The sequence below is a fragment of the Collimonas sp. genome, from assembly GCF_035566375.1.
In the GTDB taxonomy this organism is placed as follows: Bacteria; Pseudomonadota; Gammaproteobacteria; order Burkholderiales; family Burkholderiaceae_D; genus Collimonas.
The window spans coordinates 95,007-118,285 of record NZ_DATMRK010000022.1 but is presented as its reverse complement, the minus strand read 5'-3'; the positions used below and the strand labels follow the sequence as shown (position 1 = coordinate 118,285).

The window sequence follows — 23,279 nt, the reverse complement described above, 5'->3', positions numbered from 1 at the left end:
CTGTTCTCTTTCGATTTGACATCTATAAAATAGCATAATAAAAATTACAGTTAAATTATTCATTCTGAAAACAGCCTAATATTATCCTCCACAATAGACCTTTGATTTTCCACATATTTATCTGCATAAGTATTTACATTTACAATATATTTATCAAATTCAATTTGATCCATGCCTATGAATTCTTTAATTTTTTCTGCAAATAAATTTAATTCGTCTAAAGAAATATCATACCCAACCTTATTTTCCGCGAGATCTCGCCATGGAGTTCTATCACTAATTAAAACTGGACGACAAGAAAGTAATGTTTCAATAATAACATAACCGAAATTTTCTCCTAATGTCGGAAAAAAAAGCAAGTGATAGCGTGGAATCACATCTTTTATTTTATTGTGCGGCAATTCACCGCAATATTTAACAACGATATTTTCAGGGAGCGTCTCAATAAGAATTTCGCATTCGCTCCAATATTTTTTATCTTCTATCGGTCCATAAATATCTAGTTCAACGCAACCAGATTTTATTGTTCCAAGTACTTTCAACGCGTAGTCTAATCCTTTTTTATTTGTAACTCTTGACAAAAACAGGAGTTTTAATGTTCCCACATGTTTCTCAATGCCAATTTCATTCGACTGAATCGCGACTGGAAGAAGTTCCCGCGCAATATGGACTTTAGCGCGAGGAAAACATTTTTGAACATCGTCCTTTTCCAATTCGGTAGAAACATGCCAAGTTATTTCTTTATGAAGATTAATTATTCTTGAAAAAATTATAAAAAAATATTTTTTTGCTTTTTTTATACCTAGAGCGCCGGTGGAAAACTCACCGCGCGGTGCGAGAATGATATTTCTTTCAACGCCGCCCAGAAAATTGAGATATGCACATGGAAGGATTGAGAAAAAAAAGCTAAAAAAACTATTCATATAAATGACATCCCAAATATTTAGCCGAATTTCATCAACAACACTCACGATGTAGGGCTTATTTTTATTTGAAAGATATTTAATATGAACGTTGTCAAATTTCAGCCATTTGTTTTTCTCTAGATCAGGATAAACCACTCCATCGAAGTCGTGGTCTCGACATAAAATATAAAAATCAAACCGTTCCTTTAAATTTGAGACAATGTATTCCACAGCCTTGATTTGACCGCCACCCTTATATCCAGGCAGATACCAGTCAACTAGAATCAATACTTTTTTGTTCATTTACTTTGCATCAATCAATGTTCTTGCAGGAATTTTAATATTAAAATTGGATATTTTAAAGATCCAAATAATGAAGGTGAAATAAAAACCAATGCAGGACTCACCGTTTTGCATCAATTGGTTGTTTGCAGGAAAATACAGCAAAATTATTATAAAATAACTAAATAACAAAATGGAAATTTTATCTGCGTCACGAATAGAGTAAATCCAAGTCATGGCAAAATATCTGCCTATCAAAAATACTATCAATAGCGCCCCAAAAAAACCAACATCCGAAGCAATCCAGGGATATATTGAATCCCATAAGGTCAGCATTCCCCAATCTTCCGCTTGCTCCAGTCTTGCCGGATATGATCTTGAAGCCAGGTCTGTAATACCTAAAAGTGACTCTACATTTCTCACAAGAAACATTGAATGACCTACACCAAATGTTGTATCGAAATCCAAAAGCAAAGCTCTCGATAAAGCATAATAGCCTTGACATAAATAACGAATAAGCGACTCAACGTATATTTGATACATATCTGGGAGAGAAGCTGTAAGCCAATTCGTGCTATCAGCATCAATATTTATTGGCGGCCCAAAGTTTCTTCCGCTTGCCACTCCACCACCTCTGTTGATTTGGCCATAACCAAAAAAAAGGAAGGCCAAAAATAATCCACCCAAACCGGCTGATGAAAGATAAATCGTCCGCCTCTTCGTCAAAATCAAATTCCCGGAAATTATTGCAAGAGCGATCAACCAGGGAAATAATAAGACCGTGTCGACTATAGCTTTATTTGTACCTATAGAAACATATATAGCAATATTGAAAAAAACTATAAATACGCAAGCAATTCTTTCAAATTTTGTTCTGTCCCGCCAGGTAGCAATGATAAATGGAAAAGTAAACGCAAGAATCGGAGAAATTAATATCCGCAGATACTCAATTGCCACCCATATGCCACCTGAAAAACTTCTTTCCACAGCATTTTGATATGCTTCACCAGGTGAACTTAAGCCAAACAAAATATCCGGAATAATAGAACCTGATCTCGAATAACTAGTTGGCACCAATAATAATATATTGGCAATCAACGATATTTTTAGCCAATTTATTTCTTTATTATTTACCATTATCGGTTTTCGAATTGCTTTTTTTAATCCCGAGTAATAACCTAAAAATAACAGGAAATGCGCACTCAAAAGATAGGCATACAGCTCAACCGGATTGGTGACAGGCCATGGCCAAGGTCCAAATGCAAACAAAAATACTGAGAGATTTAAATAAAATTCGAAAAATATTATCGGCAAAAATAATTTAATCAAGTTTTTAAACGACGTTGAAATCGCCATATTATATTTTTGCTTTCATCCGTAGCAATTGAAATATCCACAGAAGGCGACGAACTGGTTTACTTATGCTAGTTCGAATCAAGCTAATAATCGTTTTGACGGATTTATTTTCCGGATAAATTGCAATCGCCTCCCGGTATTTTTTAATCCCCCCCCTAAAATCATTGCTACGAAAGTGAGAACGAGCCACAATTAACAATGCGTTAGAGTATGCTTCATTTTTTCGCGATAAAATATTTGTCGATATATCTTTTTTTGAAAAAAAATCGTCCAAAACTGCCAGATACTCCTGCGCAATTTCTGGTCTTTTTTCATAATAAGAAATAGATTTAGGGTGCATTCTGTAGCCCGCCAACGGCTCGTCAATCATTTCAAAATGCCCATACATTCCAACCCTCATCCAGAACTCACGGTCAGGTGCAAGCTTTAAATCCGATCTCCAACCACCTACTTTGTTAAATAAGTCCTTCCGAAACAGAGCCCCGGGCCCAATGTAGCATTCCTGCCTGATGACTAGACTTTCAAAGTCAAATTTGCGGCTCACGTTCTTTTTAATTATTTGTGAACGCGGATTTATTAAATGGCAATTAGGATAAACAACAGAAACATCAGAATTCGACTCCAAAATATTCACCAGTTTTGAAATAGCGCCGGGATATAAAATATCATCGGAACTCAGATAGCCGATATAAAATCCGCTCCCTATTTCCCATCCTTTATTAAGAGTCTTCGCCTGCCCCATGTTTTCCTGGCTTTCCCAGTGCAATCTTCCATCATATTTCTTCAAGACATCGCGGGTGTGATCTGTTGAGCCGTCATCCAACACAATGTATTCAATATTTGGGTAATCTTGCGCCAGAACACTTTCAATAGTCTCGGCCAAATATTCTGCTTGATTGTAGGTAGGGGTTACAATCGACACGAGCGGATAAATTTTATTCATTTAACACCATAAAAATGTAGCTTGGAAGATACTTTTGCAATAATCGATATACGTTCATTTCTATCGACAAGAAATCGCCAGCTATATGAAAACAATATTACATTGGAAACTAAAAACAGAGCCGCCTTAATGAATTCCGATGAAATATAACCAATAGAAAATGACAGCGTGACGAATGCAAAAAGAAAAATTAATATTTGCGGCTGATTAACGGTTCTTCTTACATCAATGATTTTTCCTGCCTGAACAAACATGATGACGGTATCAATCAGGATTCGTACCAACCAGGCAAATGCTGCACCAATCAATCCAAAATGCGTTGCACATAACCATAATACGAGCGCAAAGAACGGCAATTCTGCTGTATGAATAAAGGCGGTGGTTTTGGCTTTCCCCGCTCCTTGAATAAGAGTAAAGGGGATATGTGCGAGGCAGTTGATTAAAATTCCAAAGGAAAATATTTGCATTAAAACATAGCTTTTTTCAGCAAATGTCGGATTAATCCATATTTGCAAAATCTCTTTGGCGTAGACATCGGTAAACAATGTTAATGGGTAAATTACCAGAAGTAATGTCAAGACTGCTTTTTTGAACAACAATGCCGAATCCTGACTATTTTCGATAAGGTTGCTAGCGAATCTTGGAAACAACACAGCAGTCAAGGCGCCAGGAATAATCCATAGTTTAGTGAGCATTTCGTTTGGCGTCACATAATAGGCTACTGCGGCAGCTGAAATTGTTGCCCCTATCAGAAAGCGATCCAAATACCCCATTAAAGGACTGACGATGTTGCTGACCGTCATCCAGCCACCGGACACCAGTAGCGTTTTGACCAATTCCGGGCGATAGCGCCTGTTTCCAAACATTCCTGGCAAACTACGTGCAGCATAATAGCCATGGACCAGACAGGCGATAATCCTACCTACTGTCAGTACTGCCGTGATCGCAACCAGGTCGTTTTTATACCAAAGCACGACCATTACCGGGCCGATGAAGGTAAAAATACCCATGGGCAGGCGAATCAAATTGATGATGCCGAAGGCCAACTTGGCTTCCAAGATGCCCCTTAAGCCTGATGTAAGCACGATGAACGGCATAGCCACAGCCATCACGCGGATGGAACCGACGATTTCAGTAATATCGCCGCTATAAGAAATACGGTGAGCCCCCCATGTCGCGCCCCACCACATTAGCACGCCGGCAAACACCCCTAATCCGGTCAGGAGCAAAAGGCTGGTATATGCCAACGGTGGAATATCATCCTCACGTTTCTCAGCGATCAAAACAGATAGCTGCTGCGTGAGTGCGCGACCAAGGCCCAAATCGAACAATCCGAAGTAACTGACTACCGCCCAGATAAGCGTGAGGACACCAAAACGCGCATCTCCCAGATGGTGAATAAGCACTGGCATGGAACCGATCGCAACCAGCAGCGGCAGTCCCAAGCCTAATAAATTGTAAAACGTGTTTCGAATAAGCATATGAATGAAAGTTCCGTCAATATCGATAATTACTACTCAGTACCATCTCAGCGCCATTAGGGACGTGAATAAAAATGCCACTCAACCTTGACAGTGTGCTTATAGATTTTATCGAGCACTGGCAACAAGAGAAAAACAAAGACGCATTGATTTATGCCAGCGTCTATGCGACATGAGTATAGTTAATTCAAATTGAGTCTGATGAATCCATTGGATCGCACTTCATTGAGGAAGTTAAAATTGACTCAGATTCATGATTTTGTCTTTTCCTGCGTTCGATAAACATCGTAGGACTCACTGTCAAAAATTTTCCGATACCCATTCCCTTTAACCATATTAAAAAGCAGGCCACTAGGGTCGCGTGATTTTTTTAACAAAAAAACCAAGCTGGGTTTGATCCCATTTTTTTGATAGAACTTGATCGTAGAAGTCAGATCAGGTGGTTTGGGGCCAAGCGACGATAGCCATATGGTATTGGCAACTGGACGAGCATTAGTGAAGAGATAACCGGCGGGGAAATCGCTGAAAAAGAGGATCGTGTCATTTGGTCTCACAAGCAATGCGAGATCTTGAGAAAATTTATTTATCAAAACATTCTTTTGCTCAGTAGTTTTAATACCGCGGTAAGGCCCGGTGGCAACGCGCTCCGTGAGAAGCTTGGAAGTCAACGGCACGGGTTCTCCATAAACATCAACATACCCTCCGATAAGTAACGGTGCGATTATCAGCGCCGGCGTGGCCATCATCATCACATTTCGCGATGCATGCATGATCTTGGAAACACTCGGCATTAACTGCAATGCGCGGATGATGAGTATGGTTGAAGCCAGCGCGGCAGGAAACATGCCGATAGCCCCGTTTGCCGTACCATTGCTACTCGACCAAGCAGTGACTAAACCGCCTATAAAAGATGGCCACCAGATAAGCCTGAAGACTCCTCCTCCAAACTTGTCATGGGCGACGAAAGGATAGACAAATGGGCCGAGTAAGCTTATTCCAACGACGAAGTAAAGCGACGCCGTACCATTAGCAACGACGAAGTAAAGCGACTCCGTACCATCAGTGCTTACTGCACAGAAAACCAGCAAGAAAGGGAGTAAAGGAAGAACAAAGCGCATCCATCGCGGCTTAAAAAAATGCCAAATCGCAAGAATTCCCATGCCTGTCAATAAGATGTTTACATGCGGTGACTGTAGATAAAAATTGACAATGACATCCACTAACTTTCCCCACCCACCTCCTTGCACCCCCACGGATCTGAAATAATCGACTATAGAGCTTAGCGATCCTACTCCAGCCCGCAATACCAGCGCCAACGGAATCATTGCGGCCAATAATCCTCCGCGGACATAATTCACCCGTTGCACTCGCAGATAGTTGCTATTAAATAGGACAACTATCGCATATACACATACGGGTGCTAGCAAGGTTGGATAGACCAAAATCGCCAGACAGTGACACATCCCCGAAAAAAAATAGGCCCACCGAGATACCGAATCCCGATCTTGATCGACCATACCCAAAAAGCATCCCATCGTTAGAAACCCGCAGCCCATTGTGTTGTAACTAAGCCCATGAATATTAAAAGGGACAAACACAACACAGATGACGGACACCATAAGCGCAACCGACCAACGCAAAGTCCGTTGTGTAGCAATAAAAACACTCGAACCAACCAACACAGTAAAGACAAAATGAAGATGCCTTGAAAATAAGACGATGCCATCCGTATTTCCCTGGAAATACAAAAAAATCCGTGTGAAAGGCATGACAAGCACGCCTGCCAACTGGGCAAGATTCTGCTCATCTTTTAATGGAATATCGCCCAGTGAGAAACGATATGGAAGTGCAATGTAAAAGGCTTCGTCAGTAAAATCCACACCGTAAAAAAGGCGACGCCATGTCAGAAAAAGTACGGCTAGTACTACTCCCATTGCGACAGCGATTTCGAAAGTCATTGCAAGATTGAAGTTTCCAACTTTAGAAAAGAAGGGACGTTTTATATTTATGTGCTCCAAATGACTCTCCAGCAAATTAGGGATAACAGACGGATAATGCCCAACCGATTGCTTCGGCGTATGCATAATTGGGGGAGTGAGTTCAATCCTCAACCGACAATGAATGGATAGCGTGACAGCAAGCGGTATGAAGCCACTGGCAACTTGCGACGGTATTTTCAAATCCCCAAAATCAAATTATAGATGCCGATTCGATACTTGCTTAGACTAGAACCGATGCCCCTGCGGCTAATCGCCGATTAGCGCACCGCTCAAAACCTCGGCAACCTTGCCCTGTTGGGCCACCGCCAGGCCAGCCCATAGAGGTAAACGAATCAATCTTTCCGACACCGAGTTGGTAATCGCAAGTTCACCATGCGCTCTGCCAAAGTTTTGGCCGGCTGGGGATGAATGCAGCGGCACGTAATGGAATACCGCCCCAATATCGTTGCGTTTTAATTCGTTGAGAATTTTTTGGCGATCAATTTCAGGAGAGAGCAGCACGTAGTACATATGCGCGTTGTGCTGACAGTCTTCCGGCACAATCGGACGGCGCAAAAGGCCTTTCGCGTCCAACGGCTCCAGGAGGTTGTGATACTGCTGCCAACTTGCTAGACGCTGTTGAGTAATCCTGTCCGCCTCCTCAAGTTGCGCCCACAGGAAGGCTGCAATAATTTCACCCGGCAAAAACGATGAACCCACCTCCTGCCAAGTGTATTTATCCACTTCGCCGCGGAAAAAGCGGCTGCGGTCAGTGCCTTTCTCGCGGATGATCTCTGAGCGTAATGCCAGGTCAGAATCGTTCACTAGCAAGCTACCACCTTCACCTGAGATTACGTTCTTAGTTTCGTGAAAACTGTACGCACCCAGGTCACCTATGCTACCTAATGCACGCCCCTTATAACTCGCCATGACTCCTTGAGCGGCATCCTCCACTACTTTCAGCCCATGGCGCTTGGCAATACTCATGATCGTATCCATTTCGCACGCCACACCTGCGTAATGCACTGGCACAATCGCCCGTGTACGAGATGTGATGGCGGACTCGATTAGACGCTCATCCAGATTAAGCGTATCTTCCCTCACATCCACAAACACCGGTACCGCTCCGCGTAGCACGAAGGCATTGGCCGTGGAAACGAAGGTATACGATGGCATGATTACCTCATCACCGGTTTCTATGTCCAGTAGCAGCGCTGCCATCTCCAAGGCTGCAGTACAGGAATGGGTCAGCAATGCCTTTGCACAACCACTGCGTTCTTCTAGCCAAGCATGACAACGCTTGGTGAAGGGACCATCACCAGCCAGCTTATGATTAAAATGCGCCTCGGCAATATAAAACAGCTCTTTGCCAGTCATGTAGGGTTTGTTGAAGGGGATATTCATCATATTTTTCTCGCTACGATAAGTCGGGAGCCGCCCACCGGCAAATTGATGCCTTTTTGAATCATGACAATTTCTGCATCTAGCAATTTTTCGAATATACGGTTAAGCCAAGGGGAAATCCTAAGCTCAGCGGTAGGATCCACATTTTTTTTTGTCGATAACTTTTGCACCAAACGGGAGGTAAACAATGCTGGAAGCAAGCTTGATACAAATGACGTGCTGCGCAGGATCTTAAAGCCTGCATCTTCGACTTTTGCATGAATCTCTTTGGCAGAATAACGACGCATATGGCAGGCATAATCGTCAACCGGACTCCACAACCAGGCGTGCTGCGGTACCGTCAATAACATGACGCCACCTAGCTTCAATGCACTGTGCATCTGCCCCAAAACTTGCTCGTCTTCTTCAATATGCTCCAAAACATCAAACGCACCGATGGAATCGAATTCATCGACAAATGGAATATACCTGCCGTCCATTTGCATAAAATCGATTGTTGGCTGCCTCGCCGCGGCGAAAACTAGTCCAGCAGTAAATATTTCACTACCGTGAAGTTGTGCGTCGGGAAAGGCGTTGGCGATGCCGGATAACACATATCCGGTGCCACAACCAATCTCAAGAAAAGAGCTAAATTTAGAGCAATATTTTCCCAGCGCCCAAATGATTAAGCGGTTACGAGCGCGAAACCAAAAATGCCCAGCTTCGAGGCGGGCTAGTTCAGCAAAGTAAGCTGCCTTGAATCCACCACCCCCTTGAGCCAATGCAGGAGCGTACGCAAGAAAGCCCTCCTGCATTTCCGGCCCAGTACCACAGACCAAGCAACAAGAATCTGGCGATGGAAAGACTGCGCTGCAGGCGAGACATTTTTTCATTCACTACCTCTAATACAACTTTCAGCTTTTGGGAAAACAAAATACTTGAAAGCGACGAAAAGAAATCCCGCCACCACGATTATCGCTCCAGCCTGAACCCATCGATGGGAATAGCCAAGCCTGTCGACAAACGTCAGCAAGATAAGAAAATTGATCAGATATCCAAATATGTGGGCAATAAAATATCTGGCACCAGCCCCCAGTAAAGTCCCTTTGTAAGCAAAGGCCCATTGCCGATTCCCAAAAAAACCGATGGTTGCACCTACTACGTACAATAGGGTCATTGCTATTTTGGGTTCAACACCCCAATATGTAATAAGCAAGAAGAGCAAATACCCCGCTAAGTTACTTACGATGCCGACCAGTCCATATCGAAGGAGCTGTTTAGCCGATCTATAGATTTCGGTGGTGGTCACGAGCGAGTCACTCATTCGTCAGCACCGCCATACCGAATCCCGTTTGCCCATAGCCATTACCGTTGTACAACATCAACCGCTGGTCTTTGTGGTCAAAAATAAATGGGTATTCGATCATTTCCGAATCCCAACCGCTTGGAGATACATCTATTCCAGCCTCATCTAAGCGAGGCTCCCAAGTTTCACCGCTCCGACTATACGCGTAACCGATCCGGTATTTTTCGCCAGAACCGCTCCGATAAGAAAACCACATGTGATACCCGTCGTGCTGGTTTCCGACAACAGATGGACGGGAAAACGCTTGGGCTATACCGAGGCTGTACGGAACAGCAAGGCCGTTCCGTTGCCAACGATGACCGTCAATGGAAGCTGCATGCTTGATCACATGCAGCATTTCGCCGTTTCCTGCGTCCCAATTCACTGTTGATCCGTACCACATTTGGTAACCACCATTTTCCCTCTCGATCACCCATGGATAAGAAAGACTGATCGGGTCAGTGTCATCTGTGGGCATGAACGGTTTATCACCATCGATACGAAGGGACAAATCGGGTTCAAGCACCAGACGTCCAATATCCCCTCGCCAGTGACCGCTAGGAGGACATTGCCAGCCCATGAACAAAATGTAGCGATGTCCATCTGCCTCATAGCAATTACCAATGCTGACGCCATGGGAGTAGAAGCTGCTTTCTGACCCATGCTCGAAAACGGGCTGGTCGTGAACGTAAACAACCTCGCGTCTTATGATATCTACATCAACAAATCCTACCGATGAGCGATTCTGTTTGTCTCGACCGCTAAAAAACACACGATAAATATCTCCACCCAGCAAAACGGCTAGAGGATTCGCGGCATGACTCGCAAGTTTAGGGTGAACAGATTCAGGACGATAGAGCTGTCCCAATTTTTTCCAGCGCATCAATATGTTGCTCCCTAGATTTTTCTCAACCGGTTGCTTGGAACCCTCGCACGCTCGGCAGCCTGACCGATATAGACTCCTTCCGGTTCAGCATCAGCAACGAGCAGAGCCCCTGCACCAATCACACATTTTTCACCCACCTTGATGTGATCGCGCAATGTCGCATTGACACCGATGAAGCAATATTCGCCGATTTCAACGCCGCCCGAGATCACAACATGCGATGCGATGAAACAGTGATCGTGTATGGACGAGTGGTGCCCAATATGGTTACCGCTCCACAGCGTAACGTTGTTGCCGATGCTGACGAACGGCTGAATAGTATTGTCTTCAAGGATGAAGCAGTTGTCGCCAATTCTGCCATCGTTGAGCACCGTGGCATGAGAACTGACATAGCTGGCGATACGGTAACCCAATGCCTTGGAAGCAAGGTATTTTTCCTTCCGTAGTTGATTGAGTTTGGAATAACTCAGAGCAACGAAAATTTCGTGGGTATCGGGCGAATAGAGCTTTGCAAGCTCTTCAAACGGCACAACGGGTAGTCCGCAAAACTCGGTTGCGGTGATGTAAGGCGCATCTACAGTGAAAGCTACGACTTCGCAATTCGAGTCCGTAGAGAAATAGTAGTGAGCCAGTTGAGCAATATCGCCCGAACCGAAGATGATCAGCGGTTTTTTCATGGATTTTTTTTCACCAGGATCGTGAATTCGTAAAGACCATAATCGTGCAGTAATGCCACATGACGTGAATAACGCCGCTTGCACAGATCGAACAAAACGCAGGGATCGGCGTAGTAAAGGTAGTCCCGCATCTTGTCCGCGTCCGAGTAGGAGGTCAGGCAGTTGAAGGCGAATCCCAGCCGACTGGTGCGGTCCAACACATCAAGCGTAGCCTCCAGATAGCCATACCATTCGGCTTCACTACGCCCAAGCCGGACGTTGAAGATGCCGCTAGCGATACCGTAATCCGCCATCTCCGGCGGTTCGGCAGCAACAGCAAAACAAGCATTGAGCCTGTTGGCGTGGCGATCCTGAGCAGCGCGAACCATGTCGGCGGATACGTCACTGCCGTTATAGGCAAAGTCCCGGTAGTGCAAGTTCAAGTAGTCGAACAGGGCGCCGTACCCACATCCCAGATCGTTGAGCGAAAAGCCGGCCGGCTGCGGGATCAAACGCGTTAGTTGCTCGAAGCGCAGTACTTGGCTGCCCTCACCGTTCCAATCAACACCGCGTGGAGTCTCGCCATGCTCGGCAAGTTTGGCGGAGTAGTAGTCAGCCACCTCGACCAGAATATCAGTTGTCTTGTTTTCCATATACCTGTCGCACGATGGTGTAAGGACGTCGTTTGGTTTCCGAGAAAATCTTGGAGAGATAGATACCAACAACGCCAATGAAGGAAATGACCAAGCCGCCCAGCAGCCAGATCGAGGCCATGACCGAGGTCCAGCCACTGAGAGGTTTGGCAAGAAACAACCAATGAGTCAGGAGGTAAGCAGTGTAAGTCCCCGCAAAGAGCGAGATGGTCACGCCGATGTAGAAAATGCCGATCAGCGGTGCATTGCTGAATGACGTGACGGAGTTCACCAAGAGCGACATCTTACGGCGCAAGGTGTAAGTCGTTTCGCTAGTGCTATGTTTTTTGATGGTTTGCGGGCGCTGATCGAAACCGGTGATATGCCAAAGGCCCGCCATGAAAACCTCGCGTTCGCCGTGGCGCAGCAGGGCGACGACATAACGGCGAGTCATCAGCCTTGCGGTGACCACGTTTTCTGGAAGTGAAATACCGGTGAGTGCCTCGAAGAATCGGTAAAACCATTGGCCACTCAACCGCTCGAAAACACCGCCCTTGCGCTGTTCCTGAACGCCATACACGACATCACAGCGCTCTCGTGCCATTTGCTCAGAGAAGGTCGATAGCCACTCGGGTTCTTCTTCGAGATCGCTGTCGATCAGAAAGATATGCTCACCACGAGCATGCTCCATCCCGGTCATCATAGCCTTATGGTGGCCAAAGTTGCGAGAGAGGTCGACAACGACCACATGCGGGTCTGATTCACAGAGGTGAACGGCCAATTCAAGACTGTTGTCCGGCGAGCCGTCATTGACCAGGACGATTTCGTAGTCGTCGTCAACGAGCAGAGACGCCGAAGCACCAGCGCGGCGGTAAAACTCCTCCAGATACTGCGCAGACTGATAAAGGGTGGCGACGATAGAGAGTTTCACGACCGAACATTCCTCATATAACACGACGCATCCTTGCCGCAGTTGAACAGCAAATCGAGGATGGTGACGCCGTGAGTGAAATTACCCCAGAGTTGCGGGTATTCCGGATAGCCGGCGTAGTCGAACCAGGCGAGCCTGATGCCGCATTCGGTAAATAGGTGCTCCTCAATGTAATCCTTGGCAGCAGGGCCGGAAATATATTCCGTGCCCTGTGCCTGCGCACAAAGATCAGCAAGGCGCTCGGTCTTGCCTTCGATTAAAACGTAATCCCAGGAGTTGCTGATTTTGGTGGTGATGCCTAGGTATTCACATACGGCCTCGATTAACGCGCGGTTGAGCGTGGATAAGTGGGTGTGCTCACATTGCCGGTAGAGCGGCTCGAAAAAGCCGGCAACCTCTTCAAAATGCGGCGCACGACGATAATTCTGAACGATAGCCTTCCAATGCGCCTCGTTCCAGTCGGTACCGTCAATTTCCGTTTCGCGGATGGACTGGTGGTATTTACCCTTTACCTTGACTGGAACGGTGAGCCATTGCTGCCCTTGCGGTGTCTTGATCTGATTGCGGTTGCGCCAGTCGCGACGGGTATATTGCATATCGTCGTACAGGATGAATTCATCCACGGCGGCGATCATGTCGAAGTAGCCCTTCCACGGAACGTAATTGGACTGCACAATGGCAACTTTTTTTTCTTTCATGACTTATGCGCGTGAACTCGTTCACACGTATTGCGTGCATCGACGTCAATTATTGCTGTAGGTTTATCAGTTTTTGAAATAAGCATTTTCAGCGAGATTTCATATTTATTATTCATTTTTAGACAATACATAACGCAAAAATAAGGGTGGGAAGCGCCAGGATTCTGAACTTTTAGGCAAGCGATCATCATTAGCTGACAAATCTTTCAATCCCAAGAAAAAATCAATTTTCTTGACACAGCCTGAGCGCGCTTTCCCAAGCAGTCAACCCGCAAAACATGCTAGTCAATCGTTCGCAAGACAATACCGAGTTGCCTGGACGCTTGGCCGGCATCGGATAGTCTTGAGTTGTGATCGGAGTAACGATCGGCTTTTTGACAACTGACGGGTGCTCAAGAATCGCTTTGGTAAATCCGTACCACGTCGTCTGCCCTTGGGCGGTAAGATGATAGAGGCCAGATCGGTTTTGCCATAGGTCGTGCATTATACTTGCCCTCCTATCCCCAGTCCTTCTTTCGGCGGGAAATGGCTGTAGTTGCGCGACAATATGGGCAGTGGTATCCGCAATCGTGCGGCACCATGTGGGCGCCCCCCGCTGATCGCTGACGATGCGCAACTCGTCGCGCTCTTGTGCCAGACGCAGCACAGTCAGCAAGAAATTCTTTCGGCGCATGCCATAGACCCAACTGGTGCGCAGTATTAGATGCGGTATGTCTGCAGCTTGGATGGCTTGCTCGCCTGCCAGTTTGGTTCGGCCATACACATTGATGGGGCAGGTGGCATCGTCTTCGGTATAGGGGGCCGTCTTGCTGCCGTCGAAGACATAGTCCGTTGAATAGTGAATCATCGCCGCGCCGAGCTTTTTGGCTTCTTCGGCCATTACTGCAGGAGCTTCGCCATTGATGCGCATGGCGAGGTCAGGCTCGCTCTCGGCCTGGTCCACGTTGGTGTAAGCAGCCGGGTTGATGATCAGGCTGGGCTGGACAGCGCGGATGACAGCGCGGACCTGGTCCAGATTTGTTAGATCCATCTGTATGCGATCAAGAGCGATGATCTCGCCCAAGCCTTGCAAGCTGCGCTCCAACTCATAGCCGACCTGACCGGATTTTCCAGTTAACAGTACTTTCATTCAAAGACCTCTGCATCGGCCAGCAAGCTTGCGGCTTGATCTTTAGCGGATAGGAGTGGTGACTCAACAGGCCAGTTTATGCCTAGGGAAGGATCGTTCCATAGAATGGCGCGCTCATTTTGAGGGGCGTAATAATCGGTCACTTTGTACAAAAATTCGGCATTTTCGCTTAGCGCTACAAAGCCATGTGCGAACCCAGCCGGGATCCACATCTGCCGTTTGTTTTCTGCTGACAAGATCGTGCCAGTCCATTGGCCAAAAGTGGGCGAACTTTTACGCAAGTCAACCGCAACATCGAACACTTCGCCACCTGCAACACGCACCAACTTGCCTTGAGGTTGACTTATTTGATAATGCAAACCACGAAGAGCGCCTTTAATCGATTTGGTGTGATTGTCTTGAACGAAAGCAGTTTGCACCCCTGTTAGCTCGAAAAATCGGCGCGCATTGAAACTCTCCCAAAACAAACCGCGCGCGTCACCGAACACCTGAGGTTCAAGAATGAGCACTTCCGGGATGCTTGTTATAACAACATTCATGGCTTAAAAACCTGCTCCGAAAGCACGCGCAAAAGATATTTCCCATATTCGTTCTTTATCATCGGCTGTGCGAGTTCCGCCAATTGCCGCGCATCGATATAACCTTTGCGATATGCAATTTCTTCCGGACACGCGATTTTTAATCCTTGCCGTTTTTCAATAGTCGCAATGAATTGGGACGCATCCAATAATGATTCATGTGTGCCGGTATCTAGCCATGCCATTCCGCGTCCCATTAACTCTACATTCAGAGTTCCCCGCGATAGATACTCTCGATTAATGTCGGTGATTTCAAGTTCGCCCCGGGCAGAAGGTTTAACCTTGGCGGCAATGTCAACTACTGCGGCATCATAAAAATAGAGACCGGTGACCGCATAATTCGATTTTGGCTCGACCGGTTTTTCTTCAAACGACAAGACCTGTCTTTGGGCATCAAACTCGACCACTCCATAACGCTCAGGATCCTGTACGTGATAGGCAAAAACAGTCGCACCAGCGGTATTCGCGGATGCTTTCAATAAACTCTGTTCAAAGTTACTGCCGTAAAAAATGTTGTCACCCAGAATCAATGCTGAAGGTGCATTGCCAACAAATTCACGACCGACAATAAATGCTTGTGCCAGGCCATCCGGCGTTGGTTGTACCGCATAGCTGAGTTCTATTCCCCATTGTGTGCCATCACCGAGCAATTCCTTGAAGCGCGGCGTGTCCTGTGGCGTCGAAATGATCAGGATTTCGCGGATCTCGGCCAACATAAGCGTCGTCAGCGGGTAATAAATCATTGGCTTGTCGTACACTGGTAGCAATTGCTTGGAGACCGACATCGTAGCCGGGTATAAACGGGTACCGGTACCTCCAGCCAGGATAATGCCTTTGCGACTTTGTGCGGCTGTCGTCATTGCGCCGCCTCCAATGTGCCATTGCGCTGGCTGTAGTTCTTCGTTACCCATTTCAAATAGTCGCCCGACCGGACGCTACTCACCCAGTCCTGATGATCCATATACCACTGTATTGTCTTGCGGATACCTGTTTCAAAAGTCTCTGCGGGCTTCCAGCCCAACTCTCGCTCTATTTTGCGTGCATCAATGGCGTAGCGGCGATCATGTCCGGGGCGGTCAGCGACATAGGTGATTTGATCGCGATAGCTACCATCGCTCTTGGGATCTAGCTGGTCCAGAATGTCACATAAGACATGCACCACATCCAGGTTGGCTTTCTCATTCCAGCCGCCGATGTTATAGACCTCGCCTGGCATCCCTGCTTCCAACACACGACGAATTGCAGTACAGTGGTCGCTCACATAAAGCCAGTCGCGCACTTGCTGGCCATCACCATAAATTGGCAATGGCTTGCCTGCGCGGGCGTTGGTGATGATCAGCGGGATCAGTTTTTCCGGGAAGTGATACGGACCATAATTGTTGGAGCAATTGGTGGTCAGGGTCGGCAGGCCGTAGGTATGATGATACGACCGTACCAGATGGTCAGACGCCGCTTTGGATGCTGAATACGGGCTATTGGGAGCATATTGGCTGGTTTCCGTGAACGGTGCGTCATCGGCGCCGAGCGTGCCGTAAACCTCGTCCGTAGAGACGTGCAGAAAGCGGAAAGCGGCTTTGTCGGCATTTGGCAAACCCGTCCAGTATGCACGTACAGCTTCGAGCAAGCCAAAGGTGCCATTCACGTTGGTTTCAATGAATGCAGCAGGACCGTGGATCGAGCGATCGACATGGCTTTCGGCGGCGAAGTGGACGACGGCACGCGGCTTGTGTTGCGCCAGCAGCGCTGCGACATGCGCAGCATCTCCAATATCGCCTTGCACAAAAATATGACGTGGGTCCTGATTAACGCTGGCCAGGTTATTGATATTGCCGGCGTAAGTCAATTTATCGAAATTGATTACCGGCTCATCGCTTTGCGCGAGCCAGTCGAGTACAAAATTGGAGCCGATAAAACCGGCCCCGCCAGTAATAAAAATCATGTGATTGTCCAGAATGCGTTTAAATAAAATGGCGAGTTGCGGACTGCAAAGAGATATCAATTACACAAACGCACGAAATTTTTTGGATACGCGCATTATCCACTATTATAGTTGGGATTAAATTATCGAAAAAACACTGAATATCTCGCCTCCACTACGGAAGGGCATTCACTGTAACATTTTATTGCAAAGTGGCAACCAACTATGGACCGCTGAGTATAAGCAGTATTACCCGACAGTTCTGAGTAGGAGCGCAGCTCCGTATCGAAGGAAGGGTACGCTGCACTACTCAGTTCGAACGGTATGTACATATTTCATATTTTAGGCTGAGGCTGAGTCGGTTGCGGCAGGCCGAATTTACGTAGAAGCCGTTCGTCTTGCGACATGACTCTAAACGCAAGAGCTTACACGATCTACAATAGCGAATTTGAACGATGCAATCCAACAAGCCCCCCATGACACCTGCTAGTTCCAATATATACGCCATCGGCGACTTGCAGGGCTGCCATCAAAGCCTGCTGGACTTACTAAAACGCATCGACGCGACTACCCCCGATGCGCGCCTGATTTTTGTTGGCGACCTGGTCAACCGCGGGCCGCAATCGCTGGCAACATTGCGCTTGATTCGCTCACTAGGCGATCGCGCACAAGCCTTGCTCGGCAATCACGATTTGCATCTGCTGGCGGCCGCACACGGTATCCGCAAACTGCATCGCAGCGACACCCTGGATGACATTCTCGACGCTCCCGATCGCGAAGAATTACTTGATTGGCTGAGACAGCGGCCGCTGGCGCTGCTGCAAGAGAACCATTTGTTTGTACACGCCGGCGCCCTGCCGCAATGGTCTGCGGCTAAAACGGTGGCGTTGGCGCAAGAGGTCGAAAGCGTGCTGCGCAGCCCGCTATGGGTTGAGTTCTTGCGTGAGATGTATGGCAACCAGCCTGCGCGCTGGGACGATACGCTGCAAGGTAATGATCGCTTGCGCTGCATTGTCAACGCTTTGACGCGCCTGCGGTTTTGCACTGAAGACGGCAGCATGGAACTGACCGCTAAGGGAAGCACTGGCACATCCATGCCCGGCTATCTGCCATGGTTCGACGTACCGCAACGGCAGACCCAGGATGTCACTGTGGTATGCGGACATTGGTCGACCCTGGGGCTGGTGCTCAGGCCGAATCTGATTGGGCTGGATACCGGCTGCGTGTGGGGCGGCAAACTGACTGCGGTAAGGCTGGCCGATCGTTTGCTGCTTCAGGTCAGCTGCCCGCAGGCACAGCGGCCTGGAGAATAGATCAGCTCTCGACCGTATCTTTTTCCGCCAGCCCCAACGCTTCAGCAATTGCGCTGCGCGCGATGACGGCCAGTTCACGCCGGTGCGATCCTGTGGTATCGATAGGCGTCAGCTGAATCAGCTCGGCTTTCATGGGCGGCGCCTTCAAAATCGCCAGCATGCTTTGGGCAAAAGTCATGTCGCCGATAAAATCTGCCGCTGGATGCAGTGCTCCCTGGTCATCAAGATAGCGCAAGGCATAAGGCTGGACCGGCGCTTTCGCATCGAGCGCCGCCTCGAACAGGTTGGCGTGAAAAGGCAGTATGGAGCCCTGCGCCGCCGTGGTGCCTTCAGGGAAAAAAGCAACCCGTGCGCCGGCTTCAATACTTGTCACCAAGCCTTGGAAGATACGTCGTACATCGCGCTGCTTGCCGCGTGCGATAAAAATCGTGCCACCCTTCTCGCACAGCCAGCCGAGCAAGGGCCAGTCGCGGATATCGGACTTGCCGACGAATTGGCAGGTTTGAATCGAGTTGATGACAAAGATATCCAGCCACGACACATGATTGGCAACGATCAAGGCACGCGCAGCCGCCACGCTATTCTGCGGATTGCTCAAGGTAACTTGAACCCGGCAGATCGCTAGCAGCTGGATCGACCAAAGTCGTATGCGCCGCTGCCGCCCGGCGTTATCTGTCAGTGGAAATACAATGGCGCAAGTCCACAAGCCAATAATCAGGTGCAGCAGCACCCGCAGCAAACGCCAGCCGCTCATAGGCGTTCAAATGCGATATGGCCGGCCACGATCGTGGTTTTGACACGCCCGCTCAGCTCATACCCGAGAAACGGTGTGTGTTTGCCCTGGCTGGCCAATTCCTTGGCTTCCACTTTCCAGCGTACGGCCGGGTCGAAAATGCAAATATCGGCGACGCTGCCTACAGCCAGCTGGCCGGCCGCCAGACTCGCCACGCGCGCCGCATCGGTAGTGATTTTCGCCAATGCCCGGCTGAGTCCTTGCTGCGCCGGAACGACACAATCCTCGGCCCATTTCAAGGCCAGCGACAACAACAGTTCGAGACCGGTGGCGCCAGGCGTAGCTTCGCCGAAAGGCAGCAATTTCTCATCATCGTCGACCGGCGTATGATCCGAACAGATGGCGTCGATGGTGCCGTCCAGCAGCGCCTGCCGAATGGCGTCGCGATCGCGTTGCGAACGGAACGGTGGCGCCATTCTGGCGTTGGAATCGAAGAAACCGATGTCAACGTCGGTCATGTGGATGTGATGGGCGCCGACATCGCAGCTGATCGGCAGGCCTTCTTTCTTGGCGTTCCTGATCAACTCCAGACCCGGGGCCGACGAAATCCGACACAAATGCACACGAGCGCCGGTGGCGCGCACCAGTTCGAAAATGGTATGCAAGCGAATCGTTTCCGACATGGTCGGCACGCCCGACAAGCCAAGCCGCGACGCCACCGCTCCGCTATGCGCAATGCCGCCGTGCCCCAGATAAGGGTCTTGCGGACGCAACCATACGGTGTAGTCGAAAGTGCGGGCGTATTGCAGGGCCCGCAGCAGCACGTTAGTGTCCAGAATCGGTTCTTCAGCCTGGGCAAAACCGATACAGCCGGCGTCGGTCAGCTCGGCCATCTCGGTCAGCTCCTTACCCTTGAGCCCTACCGTCAAAGCACCCAACGGATAGACGTGCGCCTGGTTCAAGCTTTTGGCGCGATGCTTCAGCATCTCCACCAGGCCCGGCTCGTCCAGCACCGGATCGGTATCCGGCGGGCATATCAAACTGGTGACGCCCCCCTGCATGGCCGCCTGCATTTCCGATTCCAGCGTAGCCTTGTATTCGTAGCCCGGCTCACGCAAACGCGCGCTTAAATCAACCAGGCCCGGCGTCACTACCAAGCCACTTGCATCGATCGTTTTATTGGCGGAGAAATCGGCTGGCGCGGTGCCGACGCCGACGATCTTGCCTGCCGCAATAAACAGATCCTGTTGCGCGTCGATATTGTTTGCGGGGTCGATCAGACGGCCGTTTTTGATGTGAAGTTTCATCTGTAAATGTTTTGGCGATTCTATAAATAATTATCTGGATTCAGGCTCGGGGCAACGCAACTTCAGTTCCCGGCCAGGATACTCATGACCGCCATCCGCACCGCGATGCCAAACGTCACTTGCGGCAAAATCACCGCCTGCGCGCCGTCGGCAACGGCTGAATCAATTTCCACGCCGCGGTTCATCGGCCCCGGATGCATCACGATCGCATCCGGCTTGGCCAGCGCCAGGCGCTCCGGGGTTAAACCGTAGCTCTTGAAAAATTCCTGCGCCGAGGGCAGCAAGGCCCCGCTCATGCGCTCATTCTGCAAGCGCAACATGATGATCACATCGACGCCCTTCAAACCCTCGTTCATGTCGGTGAATACGCGCACGCCCATTTGCTCCAGGCCGCTCGGCAGCAAGGTACGCGGGCCGATGGCGCGTACTTCCGGCACACCCAAGGTAGTCAAGCCGTGGATGTCTGAGCGGGCAACGCGGCTATGCAAGATGTCGCCGACAATCGCTACGGTCAGATTGCTGAAATCCTTTTTGTAATGCCGGATCGTGTACATGTCCAGCAGACCCTGGGTCGGGTGGGCGTGACGGCCGTCGCCGGCATTCACTACGTGGACATGGTGCTGCCTGGTATCGGTAAGGTGTTTGGCGATCAGATACGGCGCGCCGGATTGTGCGTGACGCACCACGAACATGTCGGCGTGCATGGCCGACAGGTTGTCGATCGTATCCAGCAACGATTCACCCTTGCTGGCGCTGGAGGCGGAAATATTCAGATTGATGACATCGGCCGACAAGCGCTTGGAAGCTATCTCGAAAGTGGTACGGGTGCGGGTGGAGTTTTCAAAGAACAGATTGAAAACGCTTTTGCCGCGCATCAGCGGCACCTTCTTTACATCGCGGTCACTGACGCCGACAAACGAAGACGCCGTGTCCAGAATATGGGTGACCACCGAAGTCGGCAGTCCTTCTATGGTCAACAGATGTTGCAGTTCGCCGTTTTTATTCAGTTGGGGATTAAGCATTAGATTGCACCATCAGGGAAAAGCTGCCGTCTTCGGCGCGTTCAAGTTGTAGGGATTGGCCGGGCTGCAGTGTGACTGCATCGGCGATGAAATCCGCCGCCACCGGCAGGTCGCGCTCGCCGCGATCGATCAGTGCTGCCAGCATGATTTTTGCAGGGCGGCCGTAGTCGAACAATTCGTTGATCGCTGCCCGCGTGGTGCGCCCGGTGTACAGCACATCGTCCACCAGCAGTATCGTGGCGCCGTTGACATCGAACGGGATCTGGGTCGGCTTGATGTCGGTACGCAAGCCCTTTTCGGAAAAATCGTCGCGATAGAACGAGACATCGATGCAACCAAGGCGCTCGCCCGGGTTCAATTGCAAGGCTGCGACCAGGCGCTCGGCGATCCAGGCGCCGCCCGAGTAGATGCCGATTACCGCAACATTATCGACTTGCGCCAGAGCTGTTTTTACTTTTGCCTCAAGCACTTGATACAGTGCCTCGGCATCGAATTGGGGGGTGATTGTAGTCATTGCATCTTCATCGCAAAGTCAGAACAAAGTCATTCCGATAGATCATCAAAATACTGCTGCAAAATAATCGCGGCAGCCTGGTCGTCGATCACTGCTCCACGCTGCTGTTTGATCACCGCAGACGAGTAGCGCTCGTCTACCAGCACCGTGGCAACATCGTAGCGGCCGTGCAGTTGATTGGCAAAACGCTGGCAACGGATGCTCATCTCGTGCGTTGCGCCATCCGGATGCAGGGGCAGGCCAACCACACACAGTACCGGCTGCCACTCTTTGATCAGGACTGCGATTTCAGTAAATTTGCCGTCATTGGTAGCTGCACTGATGACTTGCAACGGTTGCGCCTGCTTCAGCAAGGTATTGCCGACCGCCACGCCGATCCGCTTCAGGCCGAAATCGAAACCCAGCACGGTGCCCGCCATGCCCGTTAAACCCGTCAAGCCAGCCATGCCCAGCCCCAAGAAAATTCTTTCAGCGACTCACGCACGTCCGGATTCCGCAGTCAGCATATACGGCGAAATGCCCAGCAGATTGACTGCGGCGGCGAAACGCTCGGCAATCGGCAATTCAAAAATGATGGCGGGATCGGCGGCGACGGTCAGCCAGCCGTTGTGGACTATCTCACTTTCCAGCTGGCCCGCGCTCCAGCCGGAACAACCGAGGCTGACCAGGATGCGTGGCGGCCCGTTGCCATGCGCCACCTCTTCCAGCACGTCCTTGGAAGTGGTCATGGCAATCTGGTCTGTCACTTTCAATGTCGACGAATAATTCTTGACCGGCGCATGCAGCACAAAACCACGCTCGACCTGCACCGGGCCGCCAAACATCACGGGCCGTTCGGCGATCGGATCGCTGAAGTCCAGTCCGCTCAGTTCGGGACTGATCTCAAGCTTCAGATCGATGCGGTCGAATAGTACCTGCATGGTCATGTCGGTCGGCTTGTTGATCACCACGCCAAGCGCACCGTTGGCATTATGCTCACACAAATACACCACAGTCCCGCCGAAAATAGGATCCAGCATGGAAGGCATTGCAATAAGGAAATGATTTGTCAGATTCAGGGGAGGAGAATCGGCGTTGCCCTCCGCGCCGCTCTTGCGCGCAGGAGAATCGTCCGGAGTTGTATCGAGCTTAGCCATAGCTCGCATTTTATCAGTTTTGAATGCGCTAAAGCCGCCTCGGATAGTGTTTCCTGCCTGGCAAAATTATCGCTAAAACGTTACACGAGGGGGAGAGAGACCGCGGGGGTAAGGAAAGTTTATGCGCGTGTGCGGAACACTTGTTTCCGGCA

24 protein-coding genes are annotated in these 23,279 nt (G+C 49.3%); 1 reads left to right on the top strand and 23 read right to left on the bottom strand.

Annotation, left to right across the window (positions count from 1 at the left end; translation table 11 throughout):
* Positions 1-59: 59 nt before the first annotated feature.
* From VNZ60_RS06605 to rfbB, 17 genes are all read right to left on the bottom strand, one after another.
* Complete coding sequence (locus tag VNZ60_RS06605; RefSeq protein ID WP_325657627.1) at positions 60-1,208, bottom strand: glycosyltransferase; 1,149 nt, start codon at positions 1,206-1,208, stop codon at positions 60-62.
* A complete protein-coding gene (locus VNZ60_RS06600; protein WP_325657626.1) occupies positions 1,209-2,543 on the bottom strand; it encodes a hypothetical protein in 1,335 nt (444 codons plus the stop codon).
* A 1-nt stretch (position 2,544) separates the two neighbouring features.
* The gene (locus VNZ60_RS06595) at positions 2,545-3,486 is read right to left on the bottom strand and encodes a glycosyltransferase family 2 protein (RefSeq protein WP_325657625.1); all 942 of its coding nucleotides are present in this window, start codon (positions 3,484-3,486) and stop codon (positions 2,545-2,547) included.
* A complete protein-coding gene (locus VNZ60_RS06590; protein ID WP_325657624.1) occupies positions 3,483-4,967 on the bottom strand; it encodes a flippase in 1,485 nt (494 codons plus the stop codon). The genes VNZ60_RS06595 and VNZ60_RS06590 overlap by 4 nt, the downstream gene beginning before the upstream one ends.
* A gap of 251 nt (positions 4,968-5,218) precedes the next feature.
* A complete protein-coding gene (locus VNZ60_RS06585; RefSeq protein WP_325657623.1) occupies positions 5,219-6,985 on the bottom strand; it encodes a hypothetical protein in 1,767 nt (588 codons plus the stop codon).
* A 228-nt stretch (positions 6,986-7,213) separates the two neighbouring features.
* On the bottom strand, positions 7,214-8,353 hold the full coding sequence (gene rffA, locus VNZ60_RS06580; RefSeq protein ID WP_325657622.1) for a dTDP-4-amino-4,6-dideoxygalactose transaminase: 1,140 nt from the start codon (positions 8,351-8,353) through the stop codon (positions 7,214-7,216).
* Positions 8,350-9,222, bottom strand: a complete 873-nt coding sequence (locus VNZ60_RS06575) for a class I SAM-dependent methyltransferase (RefSeq protein WP_325657621.1) — start codon at positions 9,220-9,222, stop codon at positions 8,350-8,352. The genes rffA and VNZ60_RS06575 overlap by 4 nt, the downstream gene beginning before the upstream one ends.
* Complete coding sequence (locus tag VNZ60_RS06570) at positions 9,219-9,638, bottom strand: GtrA family protein (RefSeq protein ID WP_325657620.1); 420 nt, start codon at positions 9,636-9,638, stop codon at positions 9,219-9,221. The genes VNZ60_RS06575 and VNZ60_RS06570 overlap by 4 nt, the downstream gene beginning before the upstream one ends.
* A 7-nt stretch (positions 9,639-9,645) precedes the next feature.
* Positions 9,646-10,557, bottom strand: a complete 912-nt coding sequence (locus VNZ60_RS06565) for a glycoside hydrolase family protein (protein ID WP_325657619.1) — start codon at positions 10,555-10,557, stop codon at positions 9,646-9,648.
* 14 nt (positions 10,558-10,571) lie between these two features.
* Positions 10,572-11,237, bottom strand: coding sequence for an acetyltransferase (locus VNZ60_RS06560; protein WP_325657618.1), 666 nt, complete (start codon positions 11,235-11,237; stop codon positions 10,572-10,574).
* Complete coding sequence (locus VNZ60_RS06555) at positions 11,234-11,869, bottom strand: class I SAM-dependent methyltransferase (RefSeq protein WP_325657617.1); 636 nt, start codon at positions 11,867-11,869, stop codon at positions 11,234-11,236. Before VNZ60_RS06555 ends, VNZ60_RS06560 begins: the two co-directional genes overlap by 4 nt.
* Complete coding sequence (locus VNZ60_RS06550; protein ID WP_325657616.1) at positions 11,850-12,779, bottom strand: glycosyltransferase family 2 protein; 930 nt, start codon at positions 12,777-12,779, stop codon at positions 11,850-11,852. The genes VNZ60_RS06555 and VNZ60_RS06550 overlap by 20 nt, the downstream gene beginning before the upstream one ends.
* Positions 12,776-13,477, bottom strand: coding sequence for a WbqC family protein (locus VNZ60_RS06545; protein WP_325657615.1), 702 nt, complete (start codon positions 13,475-13,477; stop codon positions 12,776-12,778). The genes VNZ60_RS06550 and VNZ60_RS06545 overlap by 4 nt, the downstream gene beginning before the upstream one ends.
* 223 nt (positions 13,478-13,700) lie before the next feature.
* Positions 13,701-14,606, bottom strand: a complete 906-nt coding sequence (gene rfbD / locus VNZ60_RS06540) for a dTDP-4-dehydrorhamnose reductase (RefSeq protein ID WP_325657614.1) — start codon at positions 14,604-14,606, stop codon at positions 13,701-13,703.
* Positions 14,603-15,145: a dTDP-4-dehydrorhamnose 3,5-epimerase gene (rfbC, locus tag VNZ60_RS06535; protein WP_325657613.1), complete on the bottom strand. Its 543-nt coding sequence runs from the start codon at positions 15,143-15,145 to the stop codon at positions 14,603-14,605. Before rfbC ends, rfbD begins: the two co-directional genes overlap by 4 nt.
* The gene (gene rfbA, locus VNZ60_RS06530; protein WP_325657612.1) at positions 15,142-16,044 is read right to left on the bottom strand and encodes a glucose-1-phosphate thymidylyltransferase RfbA; all 903 of its coding nucleotides are present in this window, start codon (positions 16,042-16,044) and stop codon (positions 15,142-15,144) included. The genes rfbC and rfbA overlap by 4 nt, the downstream gene beginning before the upstream one ends.
* A complete protein-coding gene (gene rfbB / locus VNZ60_RS06525) occupies positions 16,041-17,123 on the bottom strand; it encodes a dTDP-glucose 4,6-dehydratase (RefSeq protein WP_325657611.1) in 1,083 nt (360 codons plus the stop codon). The genes rfbA and rfbB overlap by 4 nt, the downstream gene beginning before the upstream one ends.
* Positions 17,124-17,578: 455 nt before the next feature.
* On the opposite strand from rfbB, the gene VNZ60_RS06520 reads away from it, so the two are divergent.
* Complete coding sequence (locus VNZ60_RS06520; RefSeq protein ID WP_325657610.1) at positions 17,579-18,415, top strand: symmetrical bis(5'-nucleosyl)-tetraphosphatase; 837 nt, start codon at positions 17,579-17,581, stop codon at positions 18,413-18,415.
* A gap of 1 nt (position 18,416) precedes the next feature.
* Here the strand turns inward: VNZ60_RS06520 and VNZ60_RS06515 are convergent, their stop codons facing one another.
* The 6 genes from VNZ60_RS06515 to VNZ60_RS06490 all read right to left on the bottom strand — a co-directional run bounded on the left by VNZ60_RS06515 (position 18,417) and on the right by VNZ60_RS06490 (position 23,136).
* On the bottom strand, positions 18,417-19,169 hold the full coding sequence (locus VNZ60_RS06515; protein ID WP_325657609.1) for a lysophospholipid acyltransferase family protein: 753 nt from the start codon (positions 19,167-19,169) through the stop codon (positions 18,417-18,419).
* Positions 19,166-20,455, bottom strand: coding sequence for a dihydroorotase (locus VNZ60_RS06510; RefSeq protein WP_325657608.1), 1,290 nt, complete (start codon positions 20,453-20,455; stop codon positions 19,166-19,168). The genes VNZ60_RS06515 and VNZ60_RS06510 overlap by 4 nt, the downstream gene beginning before the upstream one ends.
* 62 nt (positions 20,456-20,517) lie before the next feature.
* Positions 20,518-21,477, bottom strand: coding sequence for an aspartate carbamoyltransferase catalytic subunit (locus VNZ60_RS06505; RefSeq protein WP_014004791.1), 960 nt, complete (start codon positions 21,475-21,477; stop codon positions 20,518-20,520).
* Positions 21,470-21,991 (bottom strand): bifunctional pyr operon transcriptional regulator/uracil phosphoribosyltransferase PyrR, encoded by a 522-nt coding sequence (gene pyrR / locus VNZ60_RS06500; RefSeq protein ID WP_325657607.1) that lies wholly within the window; start codon positions 21,989-21,991, stop codon positions 21,470-21,472. The genes VNZ60_RS06505 and pyrR overlap by 8 nt, the downstream gene beginning before the upstream one ends.
* A 29-nt stretch (positions 21,992-22,020) precedes the next feature.
* Positions 22,021-22,437, bottom strand: a complete 417-nt coding sequence (gene ruvX / locus VNZ60_RS06495) for a Holliday junction resolvase RuvX (RefSeq protein ID WP_325657606.1) — start codon at positions 22,435-22,437, stop codon at positions 22,021-22,023.
* Positions 22,438-22,467: 30 nt separating this feature from the next.
* Positions 22,468-23,136, bottom strand: coding sequence for a YqgE/AlgH family protein (locus VNZ60_RS06490; protein ID WP_414648787.1), 669 nt, complete (start codon positions 23,134-23,136; stop codon positions 22,468-22,470).
* Positions 23,137-23,279 lie beyond the last annotated feature (143 nt).

What these genes read in the sequence shown, in the direction of transcription:
- VNZ60_RS06600 (WP_325657626.1), bottom strand. Translation starts at nt 2,543, where the DNA reads ATGGCGATTTCAACGTCGTTTAAAAACTTGATTAAATTATTTTTGCCG.
- VNZ60_RS06565 (WP_325657619.1), bottom strand. Translation starts at nt 10,557, where the DNA reads ATGCGCTGGAAAAAATTGGGACAGCTCTATCGTCCTGAATCTGTTCAC.
- VNZ60_RS06605 (WP_325657627.1), bottom strand. Translation starts at nt 1,208, where the DNA reads ATGAACAAAAAAGTATTGATTCTAGTTGACTGGTATCTGCCTGGATAT.
- rfbC (WP_325657613.1), bottom strand. Translation starts at nt 15,145, where the DNA reads ATGAATGTTGTTATAACAAGCATCCCGGAAGTGCTCATTCTTGAACCT.
- VNZ60_RS06505 (WP_014004791.1), bottom strand. Translation starts at nt 21,477, where the DNA reads ATGCTTAATCCCCAACTGAATAAAAACGGCGAACTGCAACATCTGTTG.
- VNZ60_RS06490 (WP_414648787.1), bottom strand. Translation starts at nt 23,136, where the DNA reads ATGCGAGCTATGGCTAAGCTCGATACAACTCCGGACGATTCTCCTGCG.
- VNZ60_RS06555 (WP_325657617.1), bottom strand. Translation starts at nt 11,869, where the DNA reads ATGGAAAACAAGACAACTGATATTCTGGTCGAGGTGGCTGACTACTAC.
- VNZ60_RS06575 (WP_325657621.1), bottom strand. Translation starts at nt 9,222, where the DNA reads ATGAAAAAATGTCTCGCCTGCAGCGCAGTCTTTCCATCGCCAGATTCT.
- VNZ60_RS06590 (WP_325657624.1), bottom strand. Translation starts at nt 4,967, where the DNA reads ATGCTTATTCGAAACACGTTTTACAATTTATTAGGCTTGGGACTGCCG.
- pyrR (WP_325657607.1), bottom strand. Translation starts at nt 21,991, where the DNA reads ATGACTACAATCACCCCCCAATTCGATGCCGAGGCACTGTATCAAGTG.
- VNZ60_RS06510 (WP_325657608.1), bottom strand. Translation starts at nt 20,455, where the DNA reads ATGAAACTTCACATCAAAAACGGCCGTCTGATCGACCCCGCAAACAAT.
- ruvX (WP_325657606.1), bottom strand. Translation starts at nt 22,437, where the DNA reads ATGGCTGGCTTGACGGGTTTAACGGGCATGGCGGGCACCGTGCTGGGT.
- VNZ60_RS06545 (WP_325657615.1), bottom strand. Translation starts at nt 13,477, where the DNA reads ATGAAAGAAAAAAAAGTTGCCATTGTGCAGTCCAATTACGTTCCGTGG.
- VNZ60_RS06515 (WP_325657609.1), bottom strand. Translation starts at nt 19,169, where the DNA reads ATGAGCGGCTGGCGTTTGCTGCGGGTGCTGCTGCACCTGATTATTGGC.
- VNZ60_RS06595 (WP_325657625.1), bottom strand. Translation starts at nt 3,486, where the DNA reads ATGAATAAAATTTATCCGCTCGTGTCGATTGTAACCCCTACCTACAAT.
- rffA (WP_325657622.1), bottom strand. Translation starts at nt 8,353, where the DNA reads ATGATGAATATCCCCTTCAACAAACCCTACATGACTGGCAAAGAGCTG.
- rfbB (WP_325657611.1), bottom strand. Translation starts at nt 17,123, where the DNA reads ATGATTTTTATTACTGGCGGGGCCGGTTTTATCGGCTCCAATTTTGTA.
- rfbD (WP_325657614.1), bottom strand. Translation starts at nt 14,606, where the DNA reads ATGAAAGTACTGTTAACTGGAAAATCCGGTCAGGTCGGCTATGAGTTG.
- VNZ60_RS06520 (WP_325657610.1), top strand. Translation starts at nt 17,579, where the DNA reads ATGACACCTGCTAGTTCCAATATATACGCCATCGGCGACTTGCAGGGC.
- VNZ60_RS06560 (WP_325657618.1), bottom strand. Translation starts at nt 11,237, where the DNA reads ATGAAAAAACCGCTGATCATCTTCGGTTCGGGCGATATTGCTCAACTG.
- rfbA (WP_325657612.1), bottom strand. Translation starts at nt 16,044, where the DNA reads ATGACGACAGCCGCACAAAGTCGCAAAGGCATTATCCTGGCTGGAGGT.